Origin of the sequence: Pararhizobium sp. PWRC1-1 (assembly GCF_049897905.1) — a bacterium.
Taxonomy (GTDB): domain Bacteria; phylum Pseudomonadota; class Alphaproteobacteria; order Rhizobiales; family Rhizobiaceae; genus Pararhizobium.
In genome coordinates, this window is sequence record NZ_JAFCXE010000031.1 from 25,906 (window position 1) to 51,363 (window position 25,458).

At 55.9% G+C, this 25,458-nt stretch carries 21 protein-coding genes; 13 read left to right on the top strand and 8 right to left on the bottom strand.

Annotation, left to right across the window (positions count from 1 at the left end; translation table 11 throughout):
* Positions 1 to 95: 95 nt before the first annotated feature.
* Entirely contained in the window at positions 96 to 401 is a 306-nt protein-coding gene (locus ACP7E0_RS31185; RefSeq protein WP_426130798.1) for a helix-turn-helix transcriptional regulator, read from the bottom strand.
* A 164-nt stretch (positions 402 to 565) separates the two neighbouring features.
* On the opposite strand from ACP7E0_RS31185, the gene ACP7E0_RS31190 reads away from it, so the two are divergent.
* The 4 genes from ACP7E0_RS31190 to ACP7E0_RS31205 all read left to right on the top strand — a co-directional run bounded on the left by ACP7E0_RS31190 (position 566) and on the right by ACP7E0_RS31205 (position 7,348).
* Positions 566 to 874, top strand: coding sequence for a DUF6634 family protein (locus tag ACP7E0_RS31190; RefSeq protein ID WP_426130800.1), 309 nt, complete (start codon positions 566 to 568; stop codon positions 872 to 874).
* Positions 871 to 2,712, top strand: a complete 1,842-nt coding sequence (locus ACP7E0_RS31195) for an AAA family ATPase (protein ID WP_426130802.1) — start codon at positions 871 to 873, stop codon at positions 2,710 to 2,712. Before ACP7E0_RS31190 ends, ACP7E0_RS31195 begins: the two co-directional genes overlap by 4 nt.
* Before the next feature lie 227 nt (positions 2,713 to 2,939).
* On the top strand, positions 2,940 to 3,413 hold the full coding sequence (locus tag ACP7E0_RS31200; protein WP_426130804.1) for a hypothetical protein: 474 nt from the start codon (positions 2,940 to 2,942) through the stop codon (positions 3,411 to 3,413).
* A 293-nt stretch (positions 3,414 to 3,706) separates the two neighbouring features.
* Positions 3,707 to 7,348 (top strand): ATP-binding protein, encoded by a 3,642-nt coding sequence (locus ACP7E0_RS31205; protein WP_426130805.1) that lies wholly within the window; start codon positions 3,707 to 3,709, stop codon positions 7,346 to 7,348.
* A gap of 465 nt (positions 7,349 to 7,813) precedes the next feature.
* Here the strand turns inward: ACP7E0_RS31205 and phnE (ACP7E0_RS31210) are convergent, their stop codons facing one another.
* The 5 genes from phnE (ACP7E0_RS31210) to ACP7E0_RS31230 form a co-directional block, all read right to left on the bottom strand.
* Positions 7,814 to 9,319, bottom strand: coding sequence for a phosphonate ABC transporter, permease protein PhnE (phnE, locus tag ACP7E0_RS31210; RefSeq protein WP_426130807.1), 1,506 nt, complete (start codon positions 9,317 to 9,319; stop codon positions 7,814 to 7,816).
* A gap of 10 nt (positions 9,320 to 9,329) precedes the next feature.
* Positions 9,330 to 10,292 carry a phosphonate ABC transporter, permease protein PhnE gene (phnE, locus tag ACP7E0_RS31215; RefSeq protein WP_426130809.1) on the bottom strand — a complete coding sequence of 321 codons (963 nt, stop codon included), beginning with the start codon at positions 10,290 to 10,292 and terminating at the stop codon, positions 9,330 to 9,332.
* 84 nt (positions 10,293 to 10,376) lie between these two features.
* On the bottom strand, positions 10,377 to 11,282 hold the full coding sequence (gene phnD / locus ACP7E0_RS31220) for a phosphonate ABC transporter substrate-binding protein (RefSeq protein ID WP_426130811.1): 906 nt from the start codon (positions 11,280 to 11,282) through the stop codon (positions 10,377 to 10,379).
* Positions 11,283 to 11,367: 85 nt separating this feature from the next.
* A complete protein-coding gene (gene phnC / locus ACP7E0_RS31225) occupies positions 11,368 to 12,222 on the bottom strand; it encodes a phosphonate ABC transporter ATP-binding protein (protein ID WP_426130812.1) in 855 nt (284 codons plus the stop codon).
* Positions 12,223 to 12,395: 173 nt separating this feature from the next.
* The gene (locus ACP7E0_RS31230; RefSeq protein WP_426130814.1) at positions 12,396 to 13,646 is read right to left on the bottom strand and encodes a PIN domain-containing protein; all 1,251 of its coding nucleotides are present in this window, start codon (positions 13,644 to 13,646) and stop codon (positions 12,396 to 12,398) included.
* Positions 13,647 to 13,680: 34 nt separating this feature from the next.
* Between ACP7E0_RS31230 and ACP7E0_RS31235 the strand changes: the two genes are divergently transcribed.
* The 9 genes from ACP7E0_RS31235 (at position 13,681) to ACP7E0_RS31275 (ending at position 22,828) form a co-directional block, all read left to right on the top strand.
* On the top strand, positions 13,681 to 15,039 hold the full coding sequence (locus tag ACP7E0_RS31235) for an SIR2 family protein (protein WP_426130816.1): 1,359 nt from the start codon (positions 13,681 to 13,683) through the stop codon (positions 15,037 to 15,039).
* 84 nt (positions 15,040 to 15,123) lie between these two features.
* Positions 15,124 to 15,708: an alpha/beta hydrolase gene (locus ACP7E0_RS31240; RefSeq protein ID WP_426130818.1), complete on the top strand. Its 585-nt coding sequence runs from the start codon at positions 15,124 to 15,126 to the stop codon at positions 15,706 to 15,708.
* A gap of 260 nt (positions 15,709 to 15,968) precedes the next feature.
* Positions 15,969 to 17,006 (top strand): PstS family phosphate ABC transporter substrate-binding protein, encoded by a 1,038-nt coding sequence (locus tag ACP7E0_RS31245; RefSeq protein ID WP_426130820.1) that lies wholly within the window; start codon positions 15,969 to 15,971, stop codon positions 17,004 to 17,006.
* Between the two features lie 70 nt (positions 17,007 to 17,076).
* Positions 17,077 to 18,447, top strand: coding sequence for a phosphate ABC transporter permease subunit PstC (gene pstC, locus ACP7E0_RS31250; protein ID WP_426130822.1), 1,371 nt, complete (start codon positions 17,077 to 17,079; stop codon positions 18,445 to 18,447).
* The gene (pstA, locus tag ACP7E0_RS31255; protein WP_426130824.1) at positions 18,447 to 19,748 is read left to right on the top strand and encodes a phosphate ABC transporter permease PstA; all 1,302 of its coding nucleotides are present in this window, start codon (positions 18,447 to 18,449) and stop codon (positions 19,746 to 19,748) included. Before pstC ends, pstA begins: the two co-directional genes overlap by 1 nt.
* Positions 19,749 to 19,761: 13 nt before the next feature.
* Positions 19,762 to 20,577: a phosphate ABC transporter ATP-binding protein PstB gene (gene pstB, locus ACP7E0_RS31260; RefSeq protein WP_426130826.1), complete on the top strand. Its 816-nt coding sequence runs from the start codon at positions 19,762 to 19,764 to the stop codon at positions 20,575 to 20,577.
* Positions 20,578 to 20,636: 59 nt separating this feature from the next.
* Positions 20,637 to 21,350, top strand: a complete 714-nt coding sequence (gene phoU, locus ACP7E0_RS31265) for a phosphate signaling complex protein PhoU (protein WP_426130828.1) — start codon at positions 20,637 to 20,639, stop codon at positions 21,348 to 21,350.
* An 89-nt stretch (positions 21,351 to 21,439) separates the two neighbouring features.
* Positions 21,440 to 22,126 carry a phosphate regulon transcriptional regulator PhoB gene (phoB, locus tag ACP7E0_RS31270; protein WP_426130829.1) on the top strand — a complete coding sequence of 229 codons (687 nt, stop codon included), beginning with the start codon at positions 21,440 to 21,442 and terminating at the stop codon, positions 22,124 to 22,126.
* 15 nt (positions 22,127 to 22,141) lie between these two features.
* On the top strand, positions 22,142 to 22,828 hold the full coding sequence (locus ACP7E0_RS31275) for a winged helix-turn-helix domain-containing protein (protein ID WP_426130830.1): 687 nt from the start codon (positions 22,142 to 22,144) through the stop codon (positions 22,826 to 22,828).
* A 512-nt stretch (positions 22,829 to 23,340) separates the two neighbouring features.
* On the opposite strand, the gene ACP7E0_RS31280 is transcribed toward ACP7E0_RS31275, so the two are convergent.
* A complete protein-coding gene (locus ACP7E0_RS31280) occupies positions 23,341 to 24,177 on the bottom strand; it encodes an MBL fold metallo-hydrolase (protein ID WP_426130832.1) in 837 nt (278 codons plus the stop codon).
* A 39-nt stretch (positions 24,178 to 24,216) separates the two neighbouring features.
* Entirely contained in the window at positions 24,217 to 25,449 is a 1,233-nt protein-coding gene (locus ACP7E0_RS31285; RefSeq protein ID WP_426130834.1) for an MFS transporter, read from the bottom strand.
* Positions 25,450 to 25,458: the final 9 nt, after the last annotated feature.

The window sequence follows — 25,458 nt, forward strand, 5'->3', positions numbered from 1 at the left end:
GCATCGACGCCATCTGCGACGGGATATCCTGCTTGGCGCATAGTCTGCATCCGAATGAAGCAGACAATATATAGGGTCCCGTGCCTTCGTATGGTTCAGTTTGTAGTCTTTGTTCGCTTCGACGGCGGAAGTACACCAAGTGTGTTCAGAGAATTTGGATCGTCCCTCGTGTTTGCGTTGAACACACCCCAACCCTTGCCGTCAGCGGGCTGAACGAATTCGATTCCTTGAGCCTCATAGAAACTTTGCAGGCTGTTAGCATAGTGTACGACGACATTGTCACCTCGCTCTAAGCGCTGGATGGTTTTTCGAGAAACTCCAAACACAGCCTCGACGTCGTCTTGGCTGAGTCCAAGGAATTCCCTGGCAATCTTCAAAATTTTCGGTGGTGCAGGCCGCATAAGGATTCCTAAGCACGATCGTCGGGCGGATCAAAACCTTTCTCCAAAATAGTTGACGCCCACAAACCAATGACGATATGTAGACGCCATTGGCGCCGATAAGGCGCCTGTGATTCTCAGTGAATCCTTGGCCGCGCTTTTTGATCTCATAGGAATGACGAATCATGCTCACCCGCATTACCGAGGAAATCAGGCGTTTGAAGAAATTGGTCGCCGACCTCGAACGGCTGGAAGCCGGCGCTATCTCGCCGCCAGCGTTAATGGCAGTGCCCTTCCTGGATCAATGGACTTACTCATCGCGAAAAGTGCCTTGTCTGGAAGGCGTCGTCGAAGGACACCCGTCGCTGCCCGATGGGCACGGGATCGTCACCAGCGAGGTCTACGCGCACCTCCGCGCCGATGACGAATATTTCGTTCGCACACTGAGCCGCTGGTATCGGCTCGGCGAGCCCAGGCCGAGGGCCTTGTCATGAAGCATCGAATGACCTCGGCCGCGTTTAAAGAGGTCAAGAAGCGGCCCGGCGTGATGCTCGCGTATTTCCTAATACGGCGCGCATTGAAGCCGACGTGTCAGTTTCGGGGAGGCGCCGGCGGGCTGATGATTGTCATTGTTGACAAGAGTTGGTTCCCCCGTTTCGAACGCGCTGGGGAACTCCTGTTTTCCGGCCAAGCACGCGCGTTTTTCAACGCGGAGACATCTATGCACCGCGTGGTGTCGAAGCAGTTAGGCTCGAAAAAGGCGGTTGGGCTCGATCTTCTGACGTACAATGCCCAGACAATCGTCCTCACCGACAATATTGAGGCACTGTCTCCCTCAGTCCGGATCGCAGCCGACGCCACAGTAACCGTCGAGAAGCCGACTGCTCGGCATCTGAACGCCGTCCGCAAGCTGGCGCGGCGGCCCTGCCTCGACGCCACGACCGCAGAAGCTGTGGCGGGTGAAGACTGGGACATGATCGAGGCGCTGGTCTGCCGATACTCACTTGAGGATGTGGACTTCAACACCCTTCATCGGGAAAAGGATTCAGACGCCTCCGACGGGCCGCGTCTAGGTAAGTTACCGGGTTTTGGGCCAGCTCGAGAATGGGTGTCTAAACTCGCGACTGACCTATCGGCATGGAGAAACAAGTCCCTCGCGTGGTCGGCTCTGGATAAAGCAGCGCTCCTGGCCGGTCCTCCGGGCGTCGGAAAGACCATGTTCGCGAAGGCACTTGCCGCGGAGCTCGGCGTCACACTGGTCTCGACGTCAGCCGGACGGTGGCAATCCGCTGGAGATGGACACCTTGGGAACATGCTTCGCGCTATGCAAGAATCTTTTCACGAGGCACGGTCTAAATCACCCGCGTTGCTCTTCATCGACGAAATCGACTCGGTTGGAAACCGCGAGCACCGGAGCAGTCTTAACGCCTTTTACGAGACCCAGGTCGTCAACCAGTTCCTTGAGCTTACCAGCACCGCGGCCGACTGGCCCGGCGTGATTTTGCTCGCGGCCACCAACCGGCCAGGGGACATAGAACCGGCGATCTTTAGGTCAGGACGGTTCGAACAGTACATCGAACTTGGGCTCCCTGCGTCGGACGAGCGGGCTGCCATCCTTGCCTACCACCTCGGTTCGATCTCGCCTGAACTGTTGATACCGCTGACCGAGCATCTCGAGGGCCTCACGCCCGCCGATCTCGAACGTTTGGCGCGTGCAGCGAAAAGGGTCGCACGAGGGAACGGCCGAAATGTTGAGTTTGCCGACGTTGAAGCAAGCATGCCGGCGTTGACCAAACTCGATGATGCTTCCCTTCTGCGCATTGCGACACACGAGTGCGGTCACGCGCTCGTTGCCATTGCCTCTAGGTTCGTCGACATTGTGTCCGTCAAACTCAAGGACACGATCGTCGAAGGCAGCCTGCAGCCCGCTGGCAGCATGACATGCGATTTCACGGAGCATGCCTTGCCGACGGAACAGTTTCTTCGGGCAAAAATCCGCATTGCTCTGGCGGGAATGGCGGCCGAAGACGTCGTTCAGCAGGATCGCTCTGTGGGAGGAGCGGGAATCCTTGGTTCGGACCTGGATGAGGCAACACGGATTGCGACACGGATGGTCGTGAGTTTTGGTATGGGGGGCAGCCCCCACTTCGAGATCGACTATCGACGCGTCAACGAATCTTATCGACCTCCTGCGCACTTCCGTTCCGAAGTTGATCGAATCCTTCGGGAGGAGTGGCACAGGGCGAAGCACGACCTGAACAAGCACAAAGACAAGTTGAAGGAGCTAGCGGCCAAGCTAGTGTCCGAACGGCAGATAAAAATGCGCAATTAGCCAGTCGCAGGGACTGAAGCCCTACGGGGAACTCGGCAAAGTTCTTGCGACCTCACCCTAAATGGAAGGCTGTACCCGCGATTACGCTGCGAATTCGTCAAACTTTCCCGGTGTCAAATCATGGCGTGGATGATCGGCAGACATGGGGAGATTGCGCACAGTCGTACAGAAAAGACACGACGACAAGGATTGGATCTTTATGCAGCCAATGACAAGAGAGGGCGAAGATGGACACGATAGCCGTATTGGCGGGCCGATATCCACATCTGACTTTCGGGAATTTGAGATTTGGCATTGAATGCGGAGATGGCTGGGCTGAGATCATCCACGCCTTCCTCGCGATTGCGGAGGGGGTGACCGCAGCCGGAGGGGGGACCCTTCATTTGCTTCAAATCAAAGAGAAAATGGGAGGTCTCAGGATCTACTACAGAATGGCGGATACCCAGCAAGGAAGCTGGATGGGGATAGACGAGGCATATTACTTGGCTGAGGCAAGATCATTCCACGTCTGCGAGCGTTGTGGCCGACGCGGCGTCCTGACGTACAATGGCATGCTGTATGCGACGCTTTGTGCGGAGCATGCCGCCGAGCTCGAATCCGAGCCGGTATCTCCAGGTCCAAGTATGAGCATCGTCATCGCCAATACCGTTGTTTCTTACAATCCCGATACCGATCCTTTCATGTCAAGTACAATGGATTGACGGTCATTTAGCCCCCCGGAAAAGCATTATTGGCTGCTCGACCGCATTCCTTGAAAGCTGCTGTTAACGGGGTTGCCGCTTTGCGCCTCCATCTCGGTCGTTGCGGCTGATACCGTGAGCGCCCGAAAGCTGCCAATCATCGAGACTATACCTATGGCGACTTCCCGCTATGATTGCGGACAGTGGGACTCTAGTGATCGATTCGCAAATGCGGAGTTCTTGGAGATGAAAAGTAGGTTTTTTCCGGCTCCTCAGTGAGATTTATCGCTTGGATCGGTGATAGTTAGGTATTTATGGGCAACCGCATTGCAACATTAACAAATCGGCTGGGTGGCTGGTTCACTAATTTTGGCGTCTTCTTGGAAGGTATCGGTCGGCCCGCCGTCACAAAAGCAAAATTTGTAAATCTTGCACCGACCGACCAAGCTGACAAGGACGGTGTATATTCCGAAGCTTTACTCTTCGCCACTACAGACCCGAAGGTGAACAATATAGCGCTGACGGGGCCTTATGGTTCAGGAAAAAGCAGCATTATCCAATCGTTCCTGAAAAGATACCGAATACCTGCACTTCACATATCTCTCGCGGCGTTCGTGAAAGAAGCCAGCCCGCCAAGCGACAAAGAAGCTAAAACCCCAAGTCTCAAAGTGAGCCGACAGGAGATTGAAAGAAGCATACTGCAACAAATGCTGTACGGTGCAGATGCCAACAAACTTCCACTGTCGCGATTTAAGCGAATTCAGTCCCCTGGCGTCTTGTCGATCTTCAAATCGCTGTACATCATGTTCGGCTTACTTTCGCTCTGGTACGTATTCACAAAGCGGGAACCAATAATTAGCGGCACCTTTTTCGATCCACTTGCATTCAGCAATTGGCCTAAATTCGGAGTCTTCGGGTTTTCGTTGCTTTTTTTATGGGTTGTGCTGCACCACTTTTATGTCGCCAGCTTTGGGCTGTCTCTAAAAAGCATCTCTCTAAAGGACATAGAAATAAGGCCCGCATCGGACAATTTAGATTCAGTACTTAACCGTCATTTGGATGAGATCATCTACTTCTTCCAGTCAACAGATCATGATCTCGTAATCATCGAGGATCTGGACCGCTTCGAAGATACCGAAATATTCGTGACATTGCGTGAAATCAACAGTTTAGTGAACGAGAACGCGGGAATCAGGCGAACCATTAGATTTCTTTACGCCCTACGCGACGATGTGTTTGTTAATACGGATCGGACCAAGTTCTTTGAATTCATCATTCCCGTTATACCGATCATCAACGCTTCGAATTCGATCGATATGGTGCTGGAACAAGGAAAGAGGCTTGAACTCGACGACCGCCTTAATCGGCAGTTCCTTCGAGAGGTATCAAGATACCTAAATGACCTAAGGCTTATTCAGAATATCTTCAATGAATATGCCATCTACGTCGCCAACCTAGAAACCGACGACGAGAATACTCTCAACGCCAACAAGCTGCTTGCAATCCTTATATATAAGAATGTCTACCCTAGGGATTTCGAACAATTGCACCGGGGCGAAGGCAATCTCGCTGACTTTCTGGGTCGCCACGATGAACTTGTTGGCCACGCAGAGGCCGCCTGCAAGGCGGAGATAGCGGAAATAGAACAAAAAATTGATATCGCCGAGCGGCAGACGCCTTCTGATCTTAAGGAGTTGCGCCGAATCTACGCAATGGCACTCATCGAGAAGCTACCTGCGGACTCAAACAGCGTCAGTCTTGAAGGGCGAGCTTGGATCACGCTTCCCCAGCTTGTTGGACAAGACTCGCTTGAACAGGTAATCGCAGCAAAGCAAATTATCGCCCGCTCCGTCTACAATAACCCACAGCGGATCGATATCTCTACATTCCAGCATGAAGTGGATAGCCACAAGACCTACCTGCAGCGCAAGGTAGAGATCGAAGATAAAACTGATGCCAACAAGAGCGAGAGCTTGGGACGGATCCGCGAGCTTAGAGCGAAGAGCGCCACTCTACGAACAACCGAATTCAAAGAACTTGTGCGGTCCGGCGCGGAGCACGTAACCGATCTTTTCGATGGCTTTGGCGAGAAGGGAGAACTGGCCCGCTTCTTGATTTTAGAAGGGCATCTCGACGATACTTATTATCAATATACGTCGCTGTTCCACTCTGGTCGGCTGTCACCCGACGATAATAAGTTTCTGCGGCAGATACGGGCGTTCGTTACCCCCGCCCCCAGCTTTCAGATTGACAACGCGAATGAGGTCATCGCAGCGATGCGCGAAGCGGACTTCGAGCAAAGCTATGTCCTCAACGTCAAATTGGTTGACTGCATTCTGAGCGAGCCAATCCGTTACAGCGAACAGACTCGTAGGCTCTTAGAGTTCATCGCATCCCATTTTGAAGTCTGCGAAGATTTCTGCGAGGCCTATTACGCAACCGGGCGCGCTGTCCCCGAATTGCTTTCGCGCCTCGCGGACGGATGGAAGCAATTCGTTCCGACCGCAATCGCCAGCAAGCGCAATCTTTCTCATATCACACAGTTGGTAACCAACCTGCCGGAAGGGGCCCTAAAAACTATAGCACGCGATCGCGTCGAGTTCCCTGATTTCGTCGCAGCGAAACTCCCTGAAATTTTGGCACTTGCACCTGACTTGGCACCAGAACGCCTCGATCGCATTGGCTTCGAGATTCGAGACCTCCCGTCCATCGCGAGGTCTACTGGCATCGTGCGCTTCATGGTTAGACGAGGGCGCTATGAACTCACGGTTGCCAATCTGGAACATGTCTTTTCCGAAGTTCTGGGCGAGACCGATCTTGTAGCGTTTCGGGAGCGTAATTACACGACGCTGCGTTCGCTCAAAGATCCTGCCTTGATCACCAGGGTTGAACGCGACCTTGAACTTTATCTTAGCGACGTGCTGCTCGAACTACAGGACAATGCCGAAGAAGATGCTGCAGCCATAACCGATCTCCTAGGCCGGGACGAGCTTGACGAAAACAATCTTCGTGAATTTCTTGGTCGACAGACGGCTCTCCTGCCAACGTTGGAGGGTGTTCCAGAGAAGTCCCACACCATGGTATTTGAGCTGCGACGGATCGTGCCGACATGGAAAAATTGTATCTCGTTCATGGCAGGCAGTGGCTTCGCGGCGGAAATCCTTGTGGCCTATCTTGATCGGAAAGATGTGCGCGCGGCAATACTGAGCGACCGTTTGGCTAACGATCCAGGAACGCTGCGGCTACGCCAATTCCTTGTTAACGCGAATGCACTGAGCGATGACGGCTATCGGGAATATCTCCGAGCGATCCCCAATATGTTCACGAGCTTTCCTCAAAGCCTTGATTCAGCAAAGCTCACCACTCTCATAGAGGAGCACAAGATCACCTTTTCAAAGGAGACACTTGAAAGCCTAGACGTCAATACAGACTTGCCGGTCCTTTTCGTGGCAGAAAACATCCAAGCTTATCTCACCGATCCCGACATGTTCGGTCTCGACGACGTCTTCCGAGAAGGGCTCCTTCAAGCCGATATAACAGATGATGATAAGCGCGCGATAATTGACCTAATCGATTTGAATACTCTGACGGGACTACCCAAACGAGCGGCACTCATCGGCCCGATTCTTGACCGCACCAACGTTCGTATATCCGGCCTTGATGCGGCTAAAGCGCGGTCACTGATTCTGAATTCAAGGCCCGTTGGGACGCAGATTTCCCTGTTCAACAAATTTCACTCGACAATGACAGTCGACGAAGCGCGCGAAGTGCTTGCGGCGCTTCCAGATCCGTTTTCCGAGATCACGACAGGATATCACACTCCAAGATTGCCAAGATCAGATGAAAATCGTGCATTCGTCCTATGGCTTGAGACTCGCGGAATCATCTCTTCGTGGAGCGAGGGAGGTGGTTGGTTCCTAGGTGATGAGATACGCGTAAATCTCAAAAGGCGATGACAAATGGTAGTCAAAAGTCTTCTAATAAACGGCAGGTTTCAATGAGATGCCATAAGATTGGCGGTTTTGGAATTCTTACCGGCGGCTAACCAGGTTGTTGGTTCTCCCAAAAGTCCGTTCACCAGACCACAATTCCCTAAACCTGACAGTTTGCTTCCGGCCCCAGCACGGCCGGACGGTCAGCCGCCCTCATTTCGGTCCTTCCCAACCATCGCCGGAACGCTGTCCTTCCGCTTCGCTAGCGTCGTCACCTTCGGAACGGGCCAAAGGCCGACCTGCCACCCTTATATCAACGGTGGCGGTTACACGCGCCGGAGGGCACAAAAGCCATTCGCTGCTCATCGGCACGATACTACGCGACAGCAGATTTACACCTGGCGTAGAGCGAGTCGAAAAAGAAGGGGCTGCTACCCGCGTCTGCGAATGCATTGTTCATACGCTCTTACTGCTAGCCAGTTTTCGCGGTCACGTCGTGCCCATCAGCCGCGATCGAAGCGCGTTTGAAATCCCGTCGAACACGAACACGACGACGAGTATAAGGAGAACCATATAGGCCACGTTCTCCCAATCCGAATTCGTGCGCATTGCCTCCCAGAGTTTCAGACCGATGCCGCCAGCGCCGACTGCGCCGATGATGGTGGCCGAACGCGTGTTTGATTCCCAGAAGTAGAGTGACTGGCTGGCAAACACGGGCAGCACCTGCGGAAGAACGCCAAAACGCTGGACCGCGAGCGGCGAAGCGCCGACCGATTTGACGCCTTCGCGCTGCTTTTCGTCGATGTTTTCCAGCGCCTCGGAATAGAGCTTCCCGAACGTACCGGTGTCCGTGAAAAAGATCGCGGATATGCCGGCGATTGGGCCCGGACCGAAGGCACGCGTAAAGAACAACGCCCAGATCAGCATGTCGACCGAGCGCAGGAAGTCGAAGAATCGCTTTGTCACCTGGTTCATCACACGGTTCCGCGTAATGTTCCGCGCTGCCAAGAAGCACAAGGGGAAGGCCAGCAGCGATGCGAAAAGCGTGCCGACAAACGCCATAACGATTGTCTGTAGCAACTTCGTCCAGACGTCTAAGTGCTGCCACTCGGCGTTGTAAAGGATGTTGTTCCAGGCCAGCGACAGGTTCGAACGGCCGGGGTCCAGTCTGTCATCGGATGCAATCAGCGACATCACTTCGGCCGCGCTTTTTCCGAAGAAGGGCGAGTTGGTATCGAACACGAAGTTCGCCCAACCGAAGAAGCGCTTGCGGACACTCACTTCGTCGCCGTCGATCTCTGCCCATCCTTTCGCACCAAACGACAGGACGATCTTCTCCCCAGGCCGCTTTTGAGAAGCCCAAGCCGGCATCTCTCCGACAGGCAGCGTCTCTGCCCGACCATCTACATTCGCGACGAGGGTTTCGCCGTCGTGGATTATCCGCACCTCTTTGGCCGCAACCTCAATTCTGGTTTCGGCGTCAAATGAGACGACGGCGCGAGAAATGACCTCCTCGGTTTTTAATTCTGCGGACGGAGTGGGTAGCGCAAGAACCGGAGCCGCCTCCGTGTTCGTTGTCGGAGCAGCCATGAAGCTGATGGACGACTTCTTGCGAGGCTGGCCAGCGATAGTGGCGTCTGGTGTGCTGATAATTCGTTCGACCGTCCTGTGCTCAAGTTCGACCCAATCAGGATTGGGATTGGTTCCCAAAGGCGAATATCGCCCATAGTCGATCTTCATCGTGCCGTCGGGGGCAATCTTGAGTTCCGGGCGCACTTCATACGAAACCCAGTCCGCCAGATAGCTGCCGGCGATTGACCAGTTTGCGTTTCGCAGCACGTCGCCGATGGAAAACATCCACCAGCAGAACACGAAATACAACGAGACACCTGCGACGATCAGCAGGCCGCGCAGGCGTTTTCCGTTTGAGCGTCCCAGCAGTTCCTTATGCCTCTCGGCGATGGCTTCCATTTCCTGGGGATGCATCGTGTTCATTGTGATTTCCTCAGGACACTGCGTGGAAAGCCTGCTCGCCGACAAGACGGCGACGAAGCCATGCTGAAAACTGATCGACGCCAAATATCGTCATGAACAGCAGGAAGACGATCGCCAAGGTTTTTGCTTCGTGGCCTTGGCCGATCGAGAGGCGCAGCAACTCGCCTATCCCGCCGCCGCCGACCGCGCCGATGATCGTTGATGCGCGGACGTTGATTTCGAGCCGAAGCAGAAAGTAGCTCATAAAGTTCGGCATAACTTGGGGCACTATGCCGAACCAGACGCGTTCCACCCAGTTCGCGCCGGCAGCCCGAAGCCCTTCTTCCGGCTTCATGTCGGCATTCTCGACGACTTCAAAAAACATCTTCCCGAGAGCACCGATCGTATGGACCGACACAGCGATGATCGCCGGCACGGCGCCAAGAGAAAGGACCGCGAGGAAGAAACCAGCGATGACGACTTCCGGAAATGCGCGCAGCACTTCCATGAAGCGCCGTACGGGGCCGCGAATCCACGGATTCGGCATGATATTCTTGGCGGCGAGAAAGCTCAGAATGAACCCGAAGCCAAGGCCGATCAGGGTCGAGAGGATCGCGATGTTGACGGTTTCGAGCATCTTGTGGAAATATTCCGGGATGTAGAAACTCTCGGTGAGATACAGCCGGCCTTCTGGATAATTGTATTTGAAGCTCCCATCGTCATAGGGCGAGGGCAGGTCGAAAAGCGCCCTGACCACCTCCATGGCATCGCGCGGCACAAGATCCTCGGTAAAATCGAAGAAGTACGGCAGCCGGTCGAAAAATTTGCCTGCGTTCGTCTCGTTCGCGAACCAGAGCGACGCGGAAAGCGCGATGAATAGCAGTCCCAGCCCAAGTGCCGTGTACATCCGACGCCGTGCAGCGAGTTCCTGCCAGTGGCGCTCAACCAGTCGGCCGCTTTCGCCGAGAGTGACATTGCCGATCGTGGAAGCCATGGGAACTCCGGGTGTAGAAATCGCGAAAATAAAAGACCAGCCGGAACGATTGAGCGATCCGGCTGGCGTAAGTCATGCGAGGTATCAGCCGCCGATCGTTGCCTTGCGGGCGTCAATGATCGGCTTGTAGAAGTCGACGTTCACTTCGGTGTAGCCAGTGAAATCGCCACCCTGGATTGCCGCGAAGCAGGCGGCATCGGTCTTCGGCAGATCGACCATGAACTGCCTGAACTTGGCCTTCATGTCGTTGTCCAGCGACGAGCGGATGACGATCGGGCCATTCGGGATGAGCGGCGAACGCCACAGTTCGACCAGATCGTCCATGTCGAGAATGCCCTTGTCGACCATCTTCTTCAGATTGCCGGAGGTGTAGCCGTCCTTGAATTCGCCGACGCCTGAACCCCAGGTCGTGCCCGCGGCGAAATTGCCCTTGAGGACTTCGAGAACCAGGTTCTCGTGGCCGCCGCCGAAACCGGTCTCAGCAAAGTATTCCTTGACCGGGCCACCGAGGGATTCAGGAAGCGTCACGAGTGGAACCAGGTAGCCGGAAGCGGAGTCCGGGTCGGCGAAGCCGAGCTTCTTGCCCTTCATCTCTTCGAGCTTGGTCATGCCCGAATCCTTACGGGCGACCATGATCGAATAGTAGCCCGTGGACCCGTCGGTCTGGACCGTCGTCAGGATCGGCTCGACCGCGTCAGCCTTGGCAAGGTAGACCTTAGCAAAAGCCGAAGCGCCAAGTTCGGCGTAATCGAGAGTGCCGCCGAGCAGGCCCTGCACGACGCCGTCATAGTCGGCGGCCGGGAAGAACGAAACCTTCTCGACGCCGATTGCCTTCGGCAGGGTATCTGCGAGGCACTGGAAGTTGCGCAGACGGTCGGCTTCGTTTTCGCCACCCAGGATGCCAACGCGGAATTCCTTCAGGTCTTCGGCCTGGACATGGCTTGCGAGGGCGAGCAGGGCGACAGCGCCCAAAAGAGCTTTCTTCATCATGAGATTCTCCCGTTGTCCGGCTGATGCCGGATGGTATTCGGTTTCGACGATTGCCCTTTACGCGGGCGTACGATCCTGGCGGGCGTCAGACGCGGGCCAGTGCCAGGGTCTTCTGGCTGGCGGATTCTTTTGCATTTGCGCGGCGAGCCGTGCGTGCGTCATCAATGCTGGTCGACGTCATGGTCTCATCGATATCTGAGCCGTCGGCTGCCGATCCGTAGATTTTTCGAACCGCTTCGCTCGTGAGTTCACCCGGCGCGCCATCGAAGACGACCTCGCCAGCGGCCATGCCGATGATGCGTTCGCAATAGTTGCGTGCCGTATCAAGAGTATGGAGATTGGTGATGACGGTGATGCCATCGCGCTCGTTGATGTCGCGCAGGGCATCCATTACGATCTTGGCATTCAACGGATCGAGCGAGGCGATAGGTTCGTCGGCCAGGATCATCTTCGGCTGCTGCATCAGGGCACGGGCGATCGCTACCCGTTGCTGCTGGCCTCCGGAAAGCGTGCCTGCCATCTGAAGGCAGGTCTGTTCGATGCCAAGCCGCTCCAGAGCGGCGATAGCCATGATGCGTTCATCTCGGGTGAACATGTTGAGAATGCTCAGCGCTGTGGACCGGTGATTCAGGCGGCCGAGAAGAACGTTGGTGAGCACATCCAGACGGGGCACCAGATTGAACTGCTGGAAGATCATGGCGCAGTCGCGCTGCCAGCGACGCAGTTCGCTACCACGTAGCGACGAGACTGGGAGGTCGCCAAAATGGATTGTCCCGTCAGACGGATCGACCAGGCGGTTGATCATACGAAGAAGCGTGGACTTTCCAGCGCCCGATCGCCCAATGACGCCGACCATCTGTCCCGGCGGGATCACAACATCCACGGACTTCACCGCTGCATGCTTGCCGAAGCGGCGTGTCACGGATGTTAGCTTGAGCATGTCGGTCCCCATCTTATCTGATGAGGAAGGCTCAGTAGTCGTTGCACATGACGGACGCGTGTCAGAAATATGTAGATTTCGTTAATTAATCGCTTGGAAGGGACCTCAGCGAAAAACTCGATCGCCTGACTAATAGGGAAGGTTTGTGAAAAATGGTGAACAGATGAATGCGATCAATCTTCGTCGTACGGATTTTGGTCGTCAAACTGTACGCGCCTAAGCGACGTGTCCGGCACTACTTCGATTTCTTCGATCTCATATGAAGATCCTCTAGCAACTAGTTGGACTGACACTTCAAAGTCATGACTCAGACTGCGGTTAGCGCTCTTGGTTGCAAAAACCGTTTCCTCTCCCTCGTCGTTGTTGAAGAATGAAAAGCTTGCGCTAGCGTCGAGCTCGGCGACCACCGTCATGACGAAGAGAAGCGACGTCTCATTGAGCGACAAGATCTGAACTTCGTTCACTGTGCTGGGGAATAGGAGGTGCTGTATGGCTACCCAGTCAAGTTCAGCATCAATACTGAAGGGAGAACTGGCATCTGCGAAAGCACTTTCCTCAAGGCTTCGCTCAATAGCTGAATGGATGGCTAGCGAAGGTTCGTTCTGCACCCCGAGAGAGAGATCGGCCATGAACATCGTCAGGAGGTTCCTGGTCGGCTCCGGTTTCGGACGGCCCTCCTTGATGAGTTCGAGTGCTTCTTGCAGGGTTGCGACTGCGAATAGGTGCTCGCTCTCATCGCAAAACGATTTCCACTCTCCATCGTTGCTTACCACGAGTACCGAGCCGTTCGTTTCCGCCCATGCTCCAAGTGAAGACAGCGCTACCGCGTCAGGAAATTGCGCCTTCTTGTCGCTTGCTGTAAATGGTCGGCGACCACCAAAATAGTTCGAAAAGAGCTCTCCGATGTTGATTCCGGAATCGAAGTCGAGAATCTCAGGTTTGAAATCATCGATAAGCCGTTTGATCGTTTCCGCAGCGGCGTCGTCTGGAGAATTCGCCAAGCGGCCGTCCGCCTGCACCTGGACGACAAGGTCCCTATTGCCTTTCCAAGCCCCCGCGTATCCGCGCAGCGCCTTCTTCAGGGCCTGAGCTGTTTCGCGGCATGCCTTTTCGAAGTGGCGGTGTGCTTCATTGAGAACGACCTCGGAAAGGATGAAGCGAAGACTGAGCGTGGAAAGGTTACCGAGTTGGCGGAAAATCGGATTGTCCAGATTTCCGGAACGGCACAGCGAGTGGAAGACCGTCGTATCGATTGAAACGGCTGTGATTTGACCGTTTTGAAGCTGGTCACGAAGAGTATTGTCGCCGCTTGGTGGCATTATTGTTCCCTGGACCCCAATCATCTGCACTCGTACGACCATCTTGAATAGAGGCGGCACAACCCCGACGCAAGATATGGCGACCTTGACTTCATCTGCAATCATCGCGTGAATCAAACAAACAGCAAGAGGATGATTCGTGGATCAGCAGATGTCTTACCGCTCGAAGGCGGATACAGCGATAAGGGACCTGTTACTCGACTTCGAGTGCCAACCGATCCTTTTCATTGGAAGTGGCATCTCTCGCAGCTATTTTGGAGCTCCTAACTGGCACGAACTGCTAAAGGTCCTTTTCTCGAAACTGCCGGGAGGCGCGGACTCGTTCGAGTATAATCGGCAAAAGTTTGACGACGACCCGGTCGATATCGGCACTGTCTTGGCAGATGCCGTCTTCGAATGGGCTTGGAAGGACGGCAGAAGTCAATTTCCCGCGGAGTTCTTCTCGTCAAAGGTCGGCAAGGACTGCTTCGTCAAACACCTTGCCTGTCAGCATTTTAAGGAAATCACTCCGCCAGTCTCCGAGATCAAGGACGATGCGCTCCGCAAGGAGCTGGATGCGCTCTCCGACATCAAGCCTCATGCAATAATCACCACCAACTACGACCTATTTCTTGAGCAAGTTTTAGACGGCTACGAGCCCATAACCGGTCAGACCATCCTTCGGTACAACACGAACAGCTTCGGCGAAATATTTCATATTCATGGTGATGTTTCTGATCCATTCTCGCTCGTATTGACCAAACACGACTATGACGAATGGGCCGAAAAGAAGAAGTATGTCTCTGCCAAACTGCTTACCTATTTCGCAGAACACCCAGTCTTCATTTTCGGCTACGGCTTGGGCGACGCCAATGTGAAATCCATTCTCCGGGATATTGGCGAACTGGTCGCCGACGACAGCGGCCTTATTGCAAATGTATATCAGGTTATCTGGAGACCGGACGGCATCGAAAAGCATCCGCCAGATCAGGCGGTCTTCTCGGTAGATGGTCGCGAATTCCGCATTCACGCCATCCACACTAACGAGCTGAAGTGGGTGTTCGAAGCTTTGAAGAGCCAATCAGCGCTCACATCGATCAACCCCAAACTTGTGCGCGCGCTCGCTGCCCGAACAATGAAGCTGATCCGCCACGACATTCCGTCCGGAGCGGTTGCTGTCAATTACGACGTGCTTGAGCGCGTGGCCGATGAGAAGGATTTTTTACCGACGTTGCTCGGCATCACCACCGTGGACAACCCCAACCAGTCACATCCATTCACCATAACGCAGGTGGCGCAGCGCCTTGGTTTGCCCAACTGGCACGCAGTGAGTAAGCTATTGCACCAGATCAAAGTGGAAAAAGGCATCGACCTCCGATCGACCGACAATCGATATCATTGCAAGATTAAGACGGGCACCAAACTTTCAAGCATGGCAAGGAAGTGGTCGCACGAAGCTGTCGACCTCTTCAACAAGGTTATTGTGGCAACACCCTACGACCTCAATATCGCAGCCTGAGGTATTGCTCGAGCCTGTCGCTGTAATACTAGCGAATGCAGTGACTGGGCTTGCCGCGACGTGTCCGACCTTTAGGATGTTTACATGATCGGCATACTTGGCCTGCACGGTTCGTCGCAGCATCCGGCTTTCATCAGTGAGTTCCTCGTGAGGCTTGCTCCGGAGCGGCAATACCGCAGTCCGAAGGGACCATTTGCAGACGGCGACGGCTTTACTTTCTTCAAAAGGCGCACCGACCGCTCGATACCTCTCGATGAAATAATGGCTCTCGCCAGGCAAGGCGTGTCGGCCGACGGTTTTGTAACCGTCAGCGGACTGGCGGAAATCTTGTTGGTCGGATATTCCAGTGGCGCGATCTTCAGCAGCGCCCTGCTTGCCGTCGCGCCGGAACGTTTCGTCGGAGCCATCCTGCTTCGCCCGCAGCCAATCTCGGACGATTTCACGTTTCCCGAATTGTCAGGCAAGCCCGTGCTCATCATCTCAGGCCTGCACGACGAGCGGAGAGAGCCTCAGCACGCCTCCCGCATTGCGGAACAACTAACCGACGCGAATGCCGCGCTCACCCACCATCAACTCGACGCGGGACACGCATGGTCGCCTGACAACCGAGATCTTCTGATTGCACGGACGTGGTTGGATGAGAACTTTCCACCATCGAGCAAGTCGTAGTCGTCTAATGTACCCGCCCACGCCGTTTGCAGGTGACGTTCGTGCCAACACCTCTGCCAAATTTTGCGATAAATGTCAGTTTGTGTGACAACGGTCGCATTCGCGGAGGGACGAGATTTCCCACATCCTCTTAGGAGGGGGCCGCACAGCTCGGGAACCACGTCGTCTTCATGAAACAATTCTGTCACAAAACTGTTACGCGTTCCCTCTAAAGGGGTGACGACGCCGAAGCGTCAATCCGAATTTACGGGAGATGATCCATGAAGAAACTACTTGGAAGCTGCGCACTCGTCGCAATCATGATGGCAACTGCTGGCGTGGCTGTTGCACGCGACCAGATCAAGGTGACCGGTTCGTCGACCGTGTTTCCTTATTCTCAGGCTGCTGCTGAAGAATACGCAAACAAGTCGGGCAAGCCCGCTCCGGTCGTCGAGTCTGTCGGCACTGGCGGCGGCTTCAAGGCATTTTGCGGTGGCATCGGCGAAGATTTTGCCGACATCACCGGCGCCTCGCGCGCCATCAAGGATTCCGAAGTCAAGCTCTGCGCCGACAATGGCGTAACCGACATCACCGAAGCCCTCATCGGCTACGACGGTCTCTCGATCGCAGTATCGCGTAGCAACAACACCGAATGGAGCCTGACCGAAGAGCAGATCTTCAAAGCTCTCGCGTCGGAACTGCCAGACGGCAAGGGCGGCTTTGTCGCCAACCCGAACCAGATGTGGAGCGATATCGACCCGGCTCTGCCTGCTACCAAGATCGTCGCGTTCGGTCCTCCTCCGACATCCGGCACGCGCGACGCTTTCGTCGAGCTGGTCATGCATGACGGTTGCAAGGACCTGGCTGGCATGAAGGACCTGAAGAAGGCCGACGAAAAGAAATGGACCGAAGTCTGCTCGCGCATGCGTCAGGACGGCCCGTTCGTTGAAGCCGGCGAAAACGACAACCTCATCGTTCAGCGTCTTGAAGCTGATGCGAACTCGGTTGGTATCTTCGGCTACTCGTTTCTTTATGAAAACAGCGACAAGCTGAAGGACGTCAAGATCAATGGCGTTGCAGCGACCCCGGAAACCATCGCTGATGGCTCGTACCCAGTCGCACGCCCGCTGTTCTTCTATGTCAAGAACGCTCACCGCGACGTCATCCCCGGCATGAAGGAATTCCTCGAAGAATACATGTCGGATGCCGCTCTCGGCCCGGACGGCTACATGGCTGAACGCGGTCTGACCCCGCTTGCACCGGAAAAGCTCAAGGAAGCCCAGAAGGCTGTTCTCGAAGGCAAGAAGTTCGGTTCCTAATCGCTGAAGTGACTGCGCTGTCCGCCATGAAGGCGGGCAGCGCTTTTCATATATGTATTTTGGGGGCGTCATGTCGGGATATTTATTAGCATTACTGGCGCTTACAGCGCTTACCATGGCTTATGTCGGCAACAGCCGCGCGAAAGCAACGCATAGCGGCGCTATCGGAAAAGTTCACTCGCGGCCGATCTACCATGGTTTGAACGTTGCCATCTGGACCGCTGTTCCGGCATTCGTTCTTCTTCTCGTCTGGCTCGTATTTCAGTCGTCGATAGTGAACCACCTAGTTCTCTCCGGAATTCCCGGATCCGAAAATCTCGATACCTCCGCCAGTTCCATTCTCATGAGCGAGGTTCGTCAGGTCGCTTCTGGCAACCTGTTCAAGGAGCCGTCGCCGGAAGTTAAAGCCGCCGCGGCGCACTATCAGTCCCTGCAAAGTATCGCGTCCTACCTCATGGCCGCCGTTGTCGCAGTTGCAGCGGCGATTGGAGCGTATTTTGGACTGAAGGTTATCGGGTCGCGCTACCGGGCAAGGCACAGTGTCGAGCTGTCCGTCACCCTGTTCATGATGTTTTCTTCGCTTCTCGCGATCCTCATCACGCTTGGTATTGTGTTCTCCCTGGTTTTTGAAGCCTTCCACTTCTTCACCATGGTTCCGTTCACCGAGTTCCTGTTTGGTCTCCGTTGGGAGCCCCAGATCGCCATGCGTGCCGACCAGGTCGCCGGGCAGGGCGCCTTCGGTGTTCTCCCGGTGCTTTACGGAACGTTTCTGATCTCGGCGATCGCCATGATCGTGGCCGTTCCGACTGGGATTCTCTCGGCCATCTTCCTTACGGAATATTCTCACCCTCGTTTTCGCGCCGTCGTGAAGCCGCTTCTCGAAATCCTGGCTGGCGTTCCGACCGTCGTGTACGGCTTCTTCGCAGTTCTGACCGTCGCTCCAGCCATTCGTGATCTGGGCTTTGCTGTTGGCTTCGAGGCTTCGCCGAATAGCGCCTTGGCTGCAGGGGCGGTCATGGGTGTGATGATCATCCCGTTCATTTCGTCACTCTCCGATGACGCGTTCGCAGCAGTGCCACGTGCAATGCGCGAAGGTTCCTATGCGCTCGGAGCGACCAAGGGCGAGACAATCCGAAAGGTACTCCTTCCTGCGGCGCTGCCCGGCATTGTCGGTGGCGTGCTCTTGGCACTCAGCCGCGCGGTCGGTGAGACGATGATCGTTGTGATGGCGGCAGGTCTGATTGCTAAGCTGACGCTGAACCCCCTCGATGCCGTTACGACGGTAACAGTTCAGATCGTGACACTCCTGATCGGGGACGCCGAGTTCGACAATCCGAAGACGCTCGCTGCTTTTGCACTCGGCCTGGTGCTCTTCATTGTCACGCTGATCCTGAACCTGATCGCGCTCCACACCGTTCGCAAGTACCGGGAGAAATACTAATGGCTGTTACAGCATCTTCAGACCTCAACGTCGGTGTACCTGCGATCAACTGGCAGTCGGACGATATGAAGTCGCGCAGGAAGCGGCGTTACGCGGCTGATCGTCGACTGCAGGCCTATGGCCTGGTGGCCATTATTTTTGCACTTGGCTTCCTGGCAATTCTCGTTTCGTCATTGATCTACACCGGTAACTCGGCCTTCACCCAGTCCGTTGCGAAGATCGAGATCGATCTTTCCACCGCGGGTTTCGACAAGGCAAAGCTCGCAGATGCCGACTGGCGTGGCGTTGTCCGCGATGCATTGCGCGCCCAACTTCCCGGATTGAGCCGTAGCGACGAGCGGAAGTACTTCGAAATGTTCACCTCGTCGGGACAGTTCATCGTCCGCGACGCTGTTGTTGCCGACCCTAGCCGCCTAGACGGGAAGAGCACCTTCGTGATCCCGCTCGCTGATCCGTTCGATCAGTTGGCAAAAGGTCAAGTCAGCAGAGATACGCCGGAGTCCCAGCGCCGGGTCACCGACCAGCAAATCGGCATGTTCGACCAGTTGGTTAGCAAGGGCATCATCTCCAGGCCGTTCAATTGGGCTCTCTTCCTCAACGCAGACAGCCGCTTCCCCGAGCTTGCTGGCCTGGCGGGTGCGATATCCGGTTCCTTCTGGGCCCTGCTGGTTTGCTTCTTGATCAGCTTCCCGGTCGGCATCGCCGCCGCGATCTACCTCGAGGAATTCGCTCCGAAGAACAGGTTCACCGACCTTATTGAGGTTAACATCAACAACTTGGCGGCCGTGCCGTCCGTGGTCTTCGGTCTCCTCGGCCTGGCCGTGTTCCTAGGCTGGTTCGGCATGCCGCGCTCGGCTCCGATCGTGGGGGGCCTGGTGTTGTCGCTGATGACGCTTCCAACCCTGATCATCGTCACACGTGTCTCGTTGAAGTCCGTGCCGTCCTCGATCCGCGAGGCAGCATTGGGTGTCGGCGCATCGAAGCACGAGGCGATCTTCCACCACATCCTGCCGCTTGCAATGCCCACGATCATGACCGGCGCGATCATCTCTCTCGCACGTGCTCTGGGCGAAAGCGCGCCACTTCTGCTGATTGGCATGAACGCCTTCATCACCAGTCCGCCGGACGGCGTCTTCGAAGCCTCCACCGCATTGCCTACGCAGATCTTCATGTGGGCGGACAGTCCAGAACGCGGCTTCGTCGCCCGTACTTCGGCAGCCATCCTCGTCCTTCTTGGTTTCCTGGTGCTGATGAACGGCATCGCAATATTTCTCAGACAGCGCTTCGAGCGCCGCTGGTAGGGAGAATACGCAGATGAACATGATGTCAGAAGCAGCAGTAGAAAAAGCGGTGGACAAGAATATGAGTGACGCCCAGTCGAAGATGATCGGAAAGGACGTATCGGTATATTACGGCGAGAAGCGTGCTCTTTTCGACGTCAACCTGAACGTCCGCAAAAACACAGTGACTGCACTTATCGGGCCTTCCGGCTGCGGCAAATCGACGTTCCTGCGCACATTGAACCGCATGAACGATACGATCGACGGATGTCGCGTCGAAGGCAAGATCACGCTCGACAACGCAGACATCTACGATCCAAGCGTCGATGTCGTCGAGCTCCGCGCCCGCGTCGGGATGGTGTTTCAGAAGCCCAATCCGTTTCCGAAAACGATCTACGAAAACATCGCCTACGGTCCGCGCATTCATGGCCTTGCGAAAACCAAAGCCGACATGGATCGTATCGTAGAATCCAGCCTGCAGCGCGCTGGTCTCTGGAACGAAGCGAAAGACCGCTTGCAGGAGCCGGGAACAGGTCTTTCCGGCGGTCAGCAACAGCGCCTTTGCATCGCACGTGCCGTTGCAGTGAGCCCTGAAGTCATCCTGATGGACGAGCCGTGCTCGGCACTTGACCCGATCGCTACCGCCAAGGTCGAGGAACTGATCCACGAGCTGCGGACAAACTTCACAATCGTCATCGTGACGCACTCGATGCAGCAGGCGGCCCGCGTTTCGCAGCGCACCGCCATGTTCCACCTTGGAAACCTGGTCGAGGAAAACGACACCGACAAGATGTTCACCAACCCGGATGACCAGCGCACGCAGGACTACATCATGGGCCGCTTCGGCTGATCGGCCACGGACGTCCATTCGCTAGTCTTGATCCGCTCGCGGACGTAAGGAAAAACAATATGTCCTCCACGCACATCTACACCGCCTTCGACGAAGACCTTAAGTACTTGACGCGCCGCATCTCGGAGATGGGCGGCATTGCCGAACAGATGGTCGCCAACTCCGTACGCGCACTCGTTAACGCAGATCTCGGTCTGGCTCAGCAGGTGATCTCCGAAGACGTCGTCCTTGACGATGCCGAACGGCAGATCAATGAGAAGGCGATCGTCACTATTGCAAAGCGCCAGCCAGTGGCGTCCGACCTGCGCGAAATCATGGGTGCGATCCGCATTGCCGCCGACCTCGAACGTGTCGGCGACCTTGGCAAGAACAACGCCAAGCGTGTTATTGCCGTTGCCAACGCAAGCCTTCCACGGCAGCTCTCGCGCGGCCTGGAACACCTGGCCGAGCTCGCGCTCATTCAGCTTAAGGAAGTCCTCGACGTCTACGCGTCGCGGTCGGCCGAAAAGGCGAAGAGCATCCGCGAGCGCGACAGTGAAATCGACGCCATCTATACCTCGCTGTTCCGTGAGCTTTTGACCTACATGATGGAAGATCCGCGCAACATTACGCCGTGCACGCATCTTCTGTTCTGCGCCAAAAACATCGAGCGCATCGGCGACCATGCGACCAACATCGCCGAGACGATCTTCTACATGGCCACTGGGTCGCAGCCGGAGGGCGAGCGCCCCAAGGACGACAGCGCCAATACGGTCGGTGCACTTGCTGATTGATGCGTAACCTTCCAGGTTCATACAATCGAACACCCGCAACAACGGGCGAGGGCGGTCCCTCGGCCAGGGCACCAAGGAGTTCCTGCGGAATGCTGCCACGAATAGCCGTCGTAGAGGACGAGGAGGCGCTCAGCGTTCTCCTGCGATACAACCTCGAGGCCGAGGGCTTCGAAGTCGATACGATCACCAGGGGCGATGAAGCCGAGATGCGGCTGCAGGAACGTCTTCCAGACCTCCTTATTCTCGATTGGATGTTGCCCGGCGTCTCCGGGATCGAACTTTGCCGCCGGCTCCGCCAGCGGCCGGAAACGGAACGTCTGCCGATCATCATGCTCACCGCGCGCGGCGAGGAAAGCGAACGGGTGCGTGGTTTGGCGACTGGAGCAGATGACTACGTCGTCAAGCCGTTTTCCACGCCGGAACTTATGGCTCGCGTCAAGGCGATGCTACGGCGCGCGAAGCCAGAAGTGCTGTCATCCGTACTTCGCGTTGGTGACATTGAACTGGACCGAGACTCACACCGCGTGCACCGCAAGACTAGAGAAGTCCGGCTTGGACCGACAGAGTTCCGGCTTCTTGAGTTTTTGATGGCATCGCCAGGCCGTGTCTATTCCCGTTCGCAGCTCCTTGACGGTGTCTGGGGCCATGACATCTACGTTGACGAGCGTACTGTGGATGTTCATGTCGGGAGGCTGCGCAAGGCTTTAAATTTCTCCAATATGCAGGATGTCATTCGCACGGTTCGCGGCGCGGGTTACTCGATGGAAGGCCAATAGGAGGAATGCGGCACTATGGGAGCTAGAGTAGTCGTAGTAGACGACGATGAGACGTTGCGCGCACTGGTACAACGATCTCTCGAAAATGAAGGCTTCACCGTAACGCTTCTTTCAAGCGGTTCCGAGGTTGCCGAGCGCCTAAGCTTGAGCATCCCGGACGTCCTCGTGCTGAACGCCGTCCTGCCTGGAATGTCCGGTATTGAGGTCTGCCGCCAGGTGCGGACCAATGGCTCCACCCATCGTCTGCCAATCATCCTCCTCGTGGCCGGAGACAACGGTGACGAGCGCCTCGTTGCCTTGTCCGCAGGCGCGGACGACTGTGTCACGAAGCCGTTCAATTCAGCGGAGCTCGTGATCCGCGTCAAAAACCTTCTGCGCCGCGTCAACCCCAACCTGCTCGAACACATGGTCAAAGTCGGCGACATCGTGCTCGACCGCGAAGCCCATCGTGTCCATCGTCAGAAGAAGGAGGTCAGGCTCGGACCGACGGAGTTCAAGCTCCTGGAGTTCCTCATGCGGACACCAGGCAGGGTTTTCTCCCGCTCCGAACTGCGCCTGTCGCTGTGGGGCGACGATGCCACGGTCGACGAGCGTGCAGTTGACGTCCATATCAACCGTCTGAGGAAAGGCATCGGCCTCGGCAAGGCGGACAATGTCATTCGCACCGTACGCGGCGCGGGATATGCCCTTGGAGATTTTTGAAGGCAGCCTATCGGTCTGGCTGGTTCCGGCGACGAGCGGAGATGGAGAACCGTGGTGAAGCTTAAGCAACGCAAAATGATCATGTGGATTGTCGTGGTTGCTTTGGCATTGCTTCAGCTAGCAGTCAATGGTGGCGGGTCTGCTAGGTTTGGCTCAACTAGGTGGAAGGAACAGGATCGCCTCTTGTCTCCAGCTTGGACACAATTGAAGCTTTCCATAGGACGGCTGCGCGCTTGCCTTTGTTAACTTGAGGCATGAGAATGACCGGCCACCCGGTTGACTAGGCGAAGTTGCGCGAATCCCGCACGCTCCCGTCAGCAAAATCAGTCGTTCCGGTCAAGTCGATTTCAGGTGCGGGATATATCTTTCCAGCATAGCTTCCTGTGTACTTGTTGCGGAACAACTTGTTTAAAACACTTCGCTTAATGGCAGTAAATTGTCACGAGAACGACATTCTTGGGGAAAGCCCTCTTACACGAGCGGCTAACTTCTTGGTCAACCCGAAGACCACGTTACTCGGCTGAAACGTCGATCATCATATCGTCACGGGCTACAAACGAGCCGTCGAACACATTCATCGCTTTTTTTTCTATTGTAGTCAGAGCCTGGTCTGTCCGGATCGGCATGTGATGGAAGAACGCGATTTTCTTTGCGTTTGCAGCCTTTGCGAGCCGAACGCCCTGCTGCCAGGTGGAATGACCGAACCCCTTGAACGCTTCTATCTCGTCGTCGAGATAAGCGCTATCGTAGACCGCCAGATCGGCATCAGCCATCAGCTTGAGCGCTGTCGGGTCGAGAACACCAGGCTGGTGCTCAAGATCGTAGACAAGTGCAATGACCCGCCCCCTAAAACCGATCCTGTAACCGACGCATCCGCCAGGATGGTTCAACGAGGCGGTAGTGATCTCGATCCCGTCTGCAGGCTTCAGGGTTTCTCCTGGTGCGAAGTCGTGGAACGAAAGGCGTGCCTGGCATATCTCGATCTTCTGCGGGAACCAGGGAGGGGAGATGAATGCCTCAACCATCTCGCGCGGCGTCATCGCCCCATGCAGGTGCCCCGTCCAGATGTCCACCTTCGACGACCGACGGTAAAGCGGCTGAAAAAACGGGAGGCCGAGGATGTGATCATAGTGTGAATGCGAGAAGAACAGATGATAGTTTTCGACGCCCTCGGCAATCAGCTTGTCGCCTGCCTTCTGAATTCCGGTTCCGGCATCGAAGATGAGATCGGTCGTGCCGCAGCGAATTTGAATGCAGGCCGTCCGGCCGCCGAAGGCGAGGAACTCTTCCCCAGAGACGGGCAAGCTACCTCTTACTCCCCAAAACGTAACCCGGCATATATCCTCCATGTGACCTCCTCAATGCGCTGTCGCTAACTTCTTGATGGTTTATCGGGCCCGCGCCTCGTCCTCCGCCATCGGAGGCGCTTTGACCTTCTGAACGCCCACAGCGATGGTTGAGGCGAGGAGGGTGTAGACACAGCAGCCGAGAGCCTGTACCGACAAAGTTATGCCCGCGTCGATCATCAACCCCATCAAGATGGGGGACGCACCGCTCGCTACCACGGCACCCGCCTCGACGACGGAACGGACCCGAGCAAGTTCGACGGAGCCGAAGAGTTCCACCCAGAGCGCAGTCGCGAGTGTCGATCCGAATGCGGCCGAGATGCTCATGAGAACCATGTACACGGGCGCGACCCAGTATTCGGAAACCAGTCCGAGGAGCAGCATGCCCAGTGCCTGCGGCAGCAGGAAGAACGGAAGAACTCGCTTGGTTCCAAGTCGATCGATCGCTGGTCCTATGGCAATGACGGCTATGGCCTGAACAACGGCAAAGGCGACAAAGCCGCCAGCCAACCAGCCGATATCCCAGTTCTTCTCCTCGGCGAGGCGCGCCTGATGGAAGAAAAACCCTGTCACGATGAAAGGGCTGGCGAGGACTGCCGGGAGTGTGAGCAACAACCGAAGGTCACGCCACAGCGGCTGAGACGCGTTTCCGGAACGATCACCCTTAGTCTTTCGTGCCCGAATTGGTGTATCTGCATTGCGTGGAAAGAACTGGAGTGCCAGCGCGATCCCAGCAATCACGACCACGGCGTGCACGATCCAGGCGAGACGCCAGCCAATCAGGTCCATGGTCGCCACCGTCGCAAGTGGAAAGAATGCCTGCGCAGCGGACATGCCGAGCGCGACAATGCCGAGCGCCTTTCCGGCATCCATCGGGAAGGTTCGGGCCGTTGCCGTCAGGGCGGTGTGCACCATCAATCCCTGGCCGCCAAGGCGCAGAAAGTAGAATGCGATAGCAAGCACGATGAAGTTGGGGCTGACCGCCACGAGCACGCACGCGCCCGCAAGAAGCGCTGCGACGACCCACGTAAACATGCGCACGGTGGTGTAGTCGATCAGTCGCCCCGCCCAGGTCAATGTCATGGCGCTGACGAACGTACCGACTGCATAGGCGGTACCAAGACCGCCATCACTTAAAAGGAATGTCTCGCGAAAATGCGTGCCAGAAAGCGAGACAAAGTAGGTCTGACCGAAACTCGAAAGCGCCATTAGCAGAGCGCCGAAAGACAGATGTCGCCAGTTGGTGCGGGAGAATTCAAGGTACGCGCTGATCATTTCGAGCCT

Bases quoted from the DNA above. Each gene is read 5' to 3' on its own strand.
- ACP7E0_RS31185 (WP_426130798.1), bottom strand. From the start codon at position 401: ATGCGGCCTGCACCACCGAAAATTTTGAAGATTGCCAGGGAATTCCTT.
- ACP7E0_RS31190 (WP_426130800.1), top strand. From the start codon at position 566: ATGCTCACCCGCATTACCGAGGAAATCAGGCGTTTGAAGAAATTGGTC.
- ACP7E0_RS31195 (WP_426130802.1), top strand. From the start codon at position 871: ATGAAGCATCGAATGACCTCGGCCGCGTTTAAAGAGGTCAAGAAGCGG.
- ACP7E0_RS31200 (WP_426130804.1), top strand. From the start codon at position 2,940: ATGGACACGATAGCCGTATTGGCGGGCCGATATCCACATCTGACTTTC.
- ACP7E0_RS31205 (WP_426130805.1), top strand. From the start codon at position 3,707: ATGGGCAACCGCATTGCAACATTAACAAATCGGCTGGGTGGCTGGTTC.
- phnE (WP_426130807.1), bottom strand. From the start codon at position 9,319: ATGAACACGATGCATCCCCAGGAAATGGAAGCCATCGCCGAGAGGCAT.
- phnE (WP_426130809.1), bottom strand. From the start codon at position 10,292: ATGGCTTCCACGATCGGCAATGTCACTCTCGGCGAAAGCGGCCGACTG.
- phnD (WP_426130811.1), bottom strand. From the start codon at position 11,282: ATGATGAAGAAAGCTCTTTTGGGCGCTGTCGCCCTGCTCGCCCTCGCA.
- phnC (WP_426130812.1), bottom strand. From the start codon at position 12,222: ATGCTCAAGCTAACATCCGTGACACGCCGCTTCGGCAAGCATGCAGCG.
- ACP7E0_RS31230 (WP_426130814.1), bottom strand. From the start codon at position 13,646: ATGATTGCAGATGAAGTCAAGGTCGCCATATCTTGCGTCGGGGTTGTG.
- ACP7E0_RS31240 (WP_426130818.1), top strand. From the start codon at position 15,124: ATGATCGGCATACTTGGCCTGCACGGTTCGTCGCAGCATCCGGCTTTC.
- ACP7E0_RS31245 (WP_426130820.1), top strand. From the start codon at position 15,969: ATGAAGAAACTACTTGGAAGCTGCGCACTCGTCGCAATCATGATGGCA.
- pstC (WP_426130822.1), top strand. From the start codon at position 17,077: ATGTCGGGATATTTATTAGCATTACTGGCGCTTACAGCGCTTACCATG.
- pstA (WP_426130824.1), top strand. From the start codon at position 18,447: ATGGCTGTTACAGCATCTTCAGACCTCAACGTCGGTGTACCTGCGATC.
- pstB (WP_426130826.1), top strand. From the start codon at position 19,762: ATGAACATGATGTCAGAAGCAGCAGTAGAAAAAGCGGTGGACAAGAAT.
- phoU (WP_426130828.1), top strand. From the start codon at position 20,637: ATGTCCTCCACGCACATCTACACCGCCTTCGACGAAGACCTTAAGTAC.
- phoB (WP_426130829.1), top strand. From the start codon at position 21,440: ATGCTGCCACGAATAGCCGTCGTAGAGGACGAGGAGGCGCTCAGCGTT.
- ACP7E0_RS31275 (WP_426130830.1), top strand. From the start codon at position 22,142: ATGGGAGCTAGAGTAGTCGTAGTAGACGACGATGAGACGTTGCGCGCA.
- ACP7E0_RS31280 (WP_426130832.1), bottom strand. From the start codon at position 24,177: ATGGAGGATATATGCCGGGTTACGTTTTGGGGAGTAAGAGGTAGCTTG.
- ACP7E0_RS31285 (WP_426130834.1), bottom strand. From the start codon at position 25,449: ATGATCAGCGCGTACCTTGAATTCTCCCGCACCAACTGGCGACATCTG.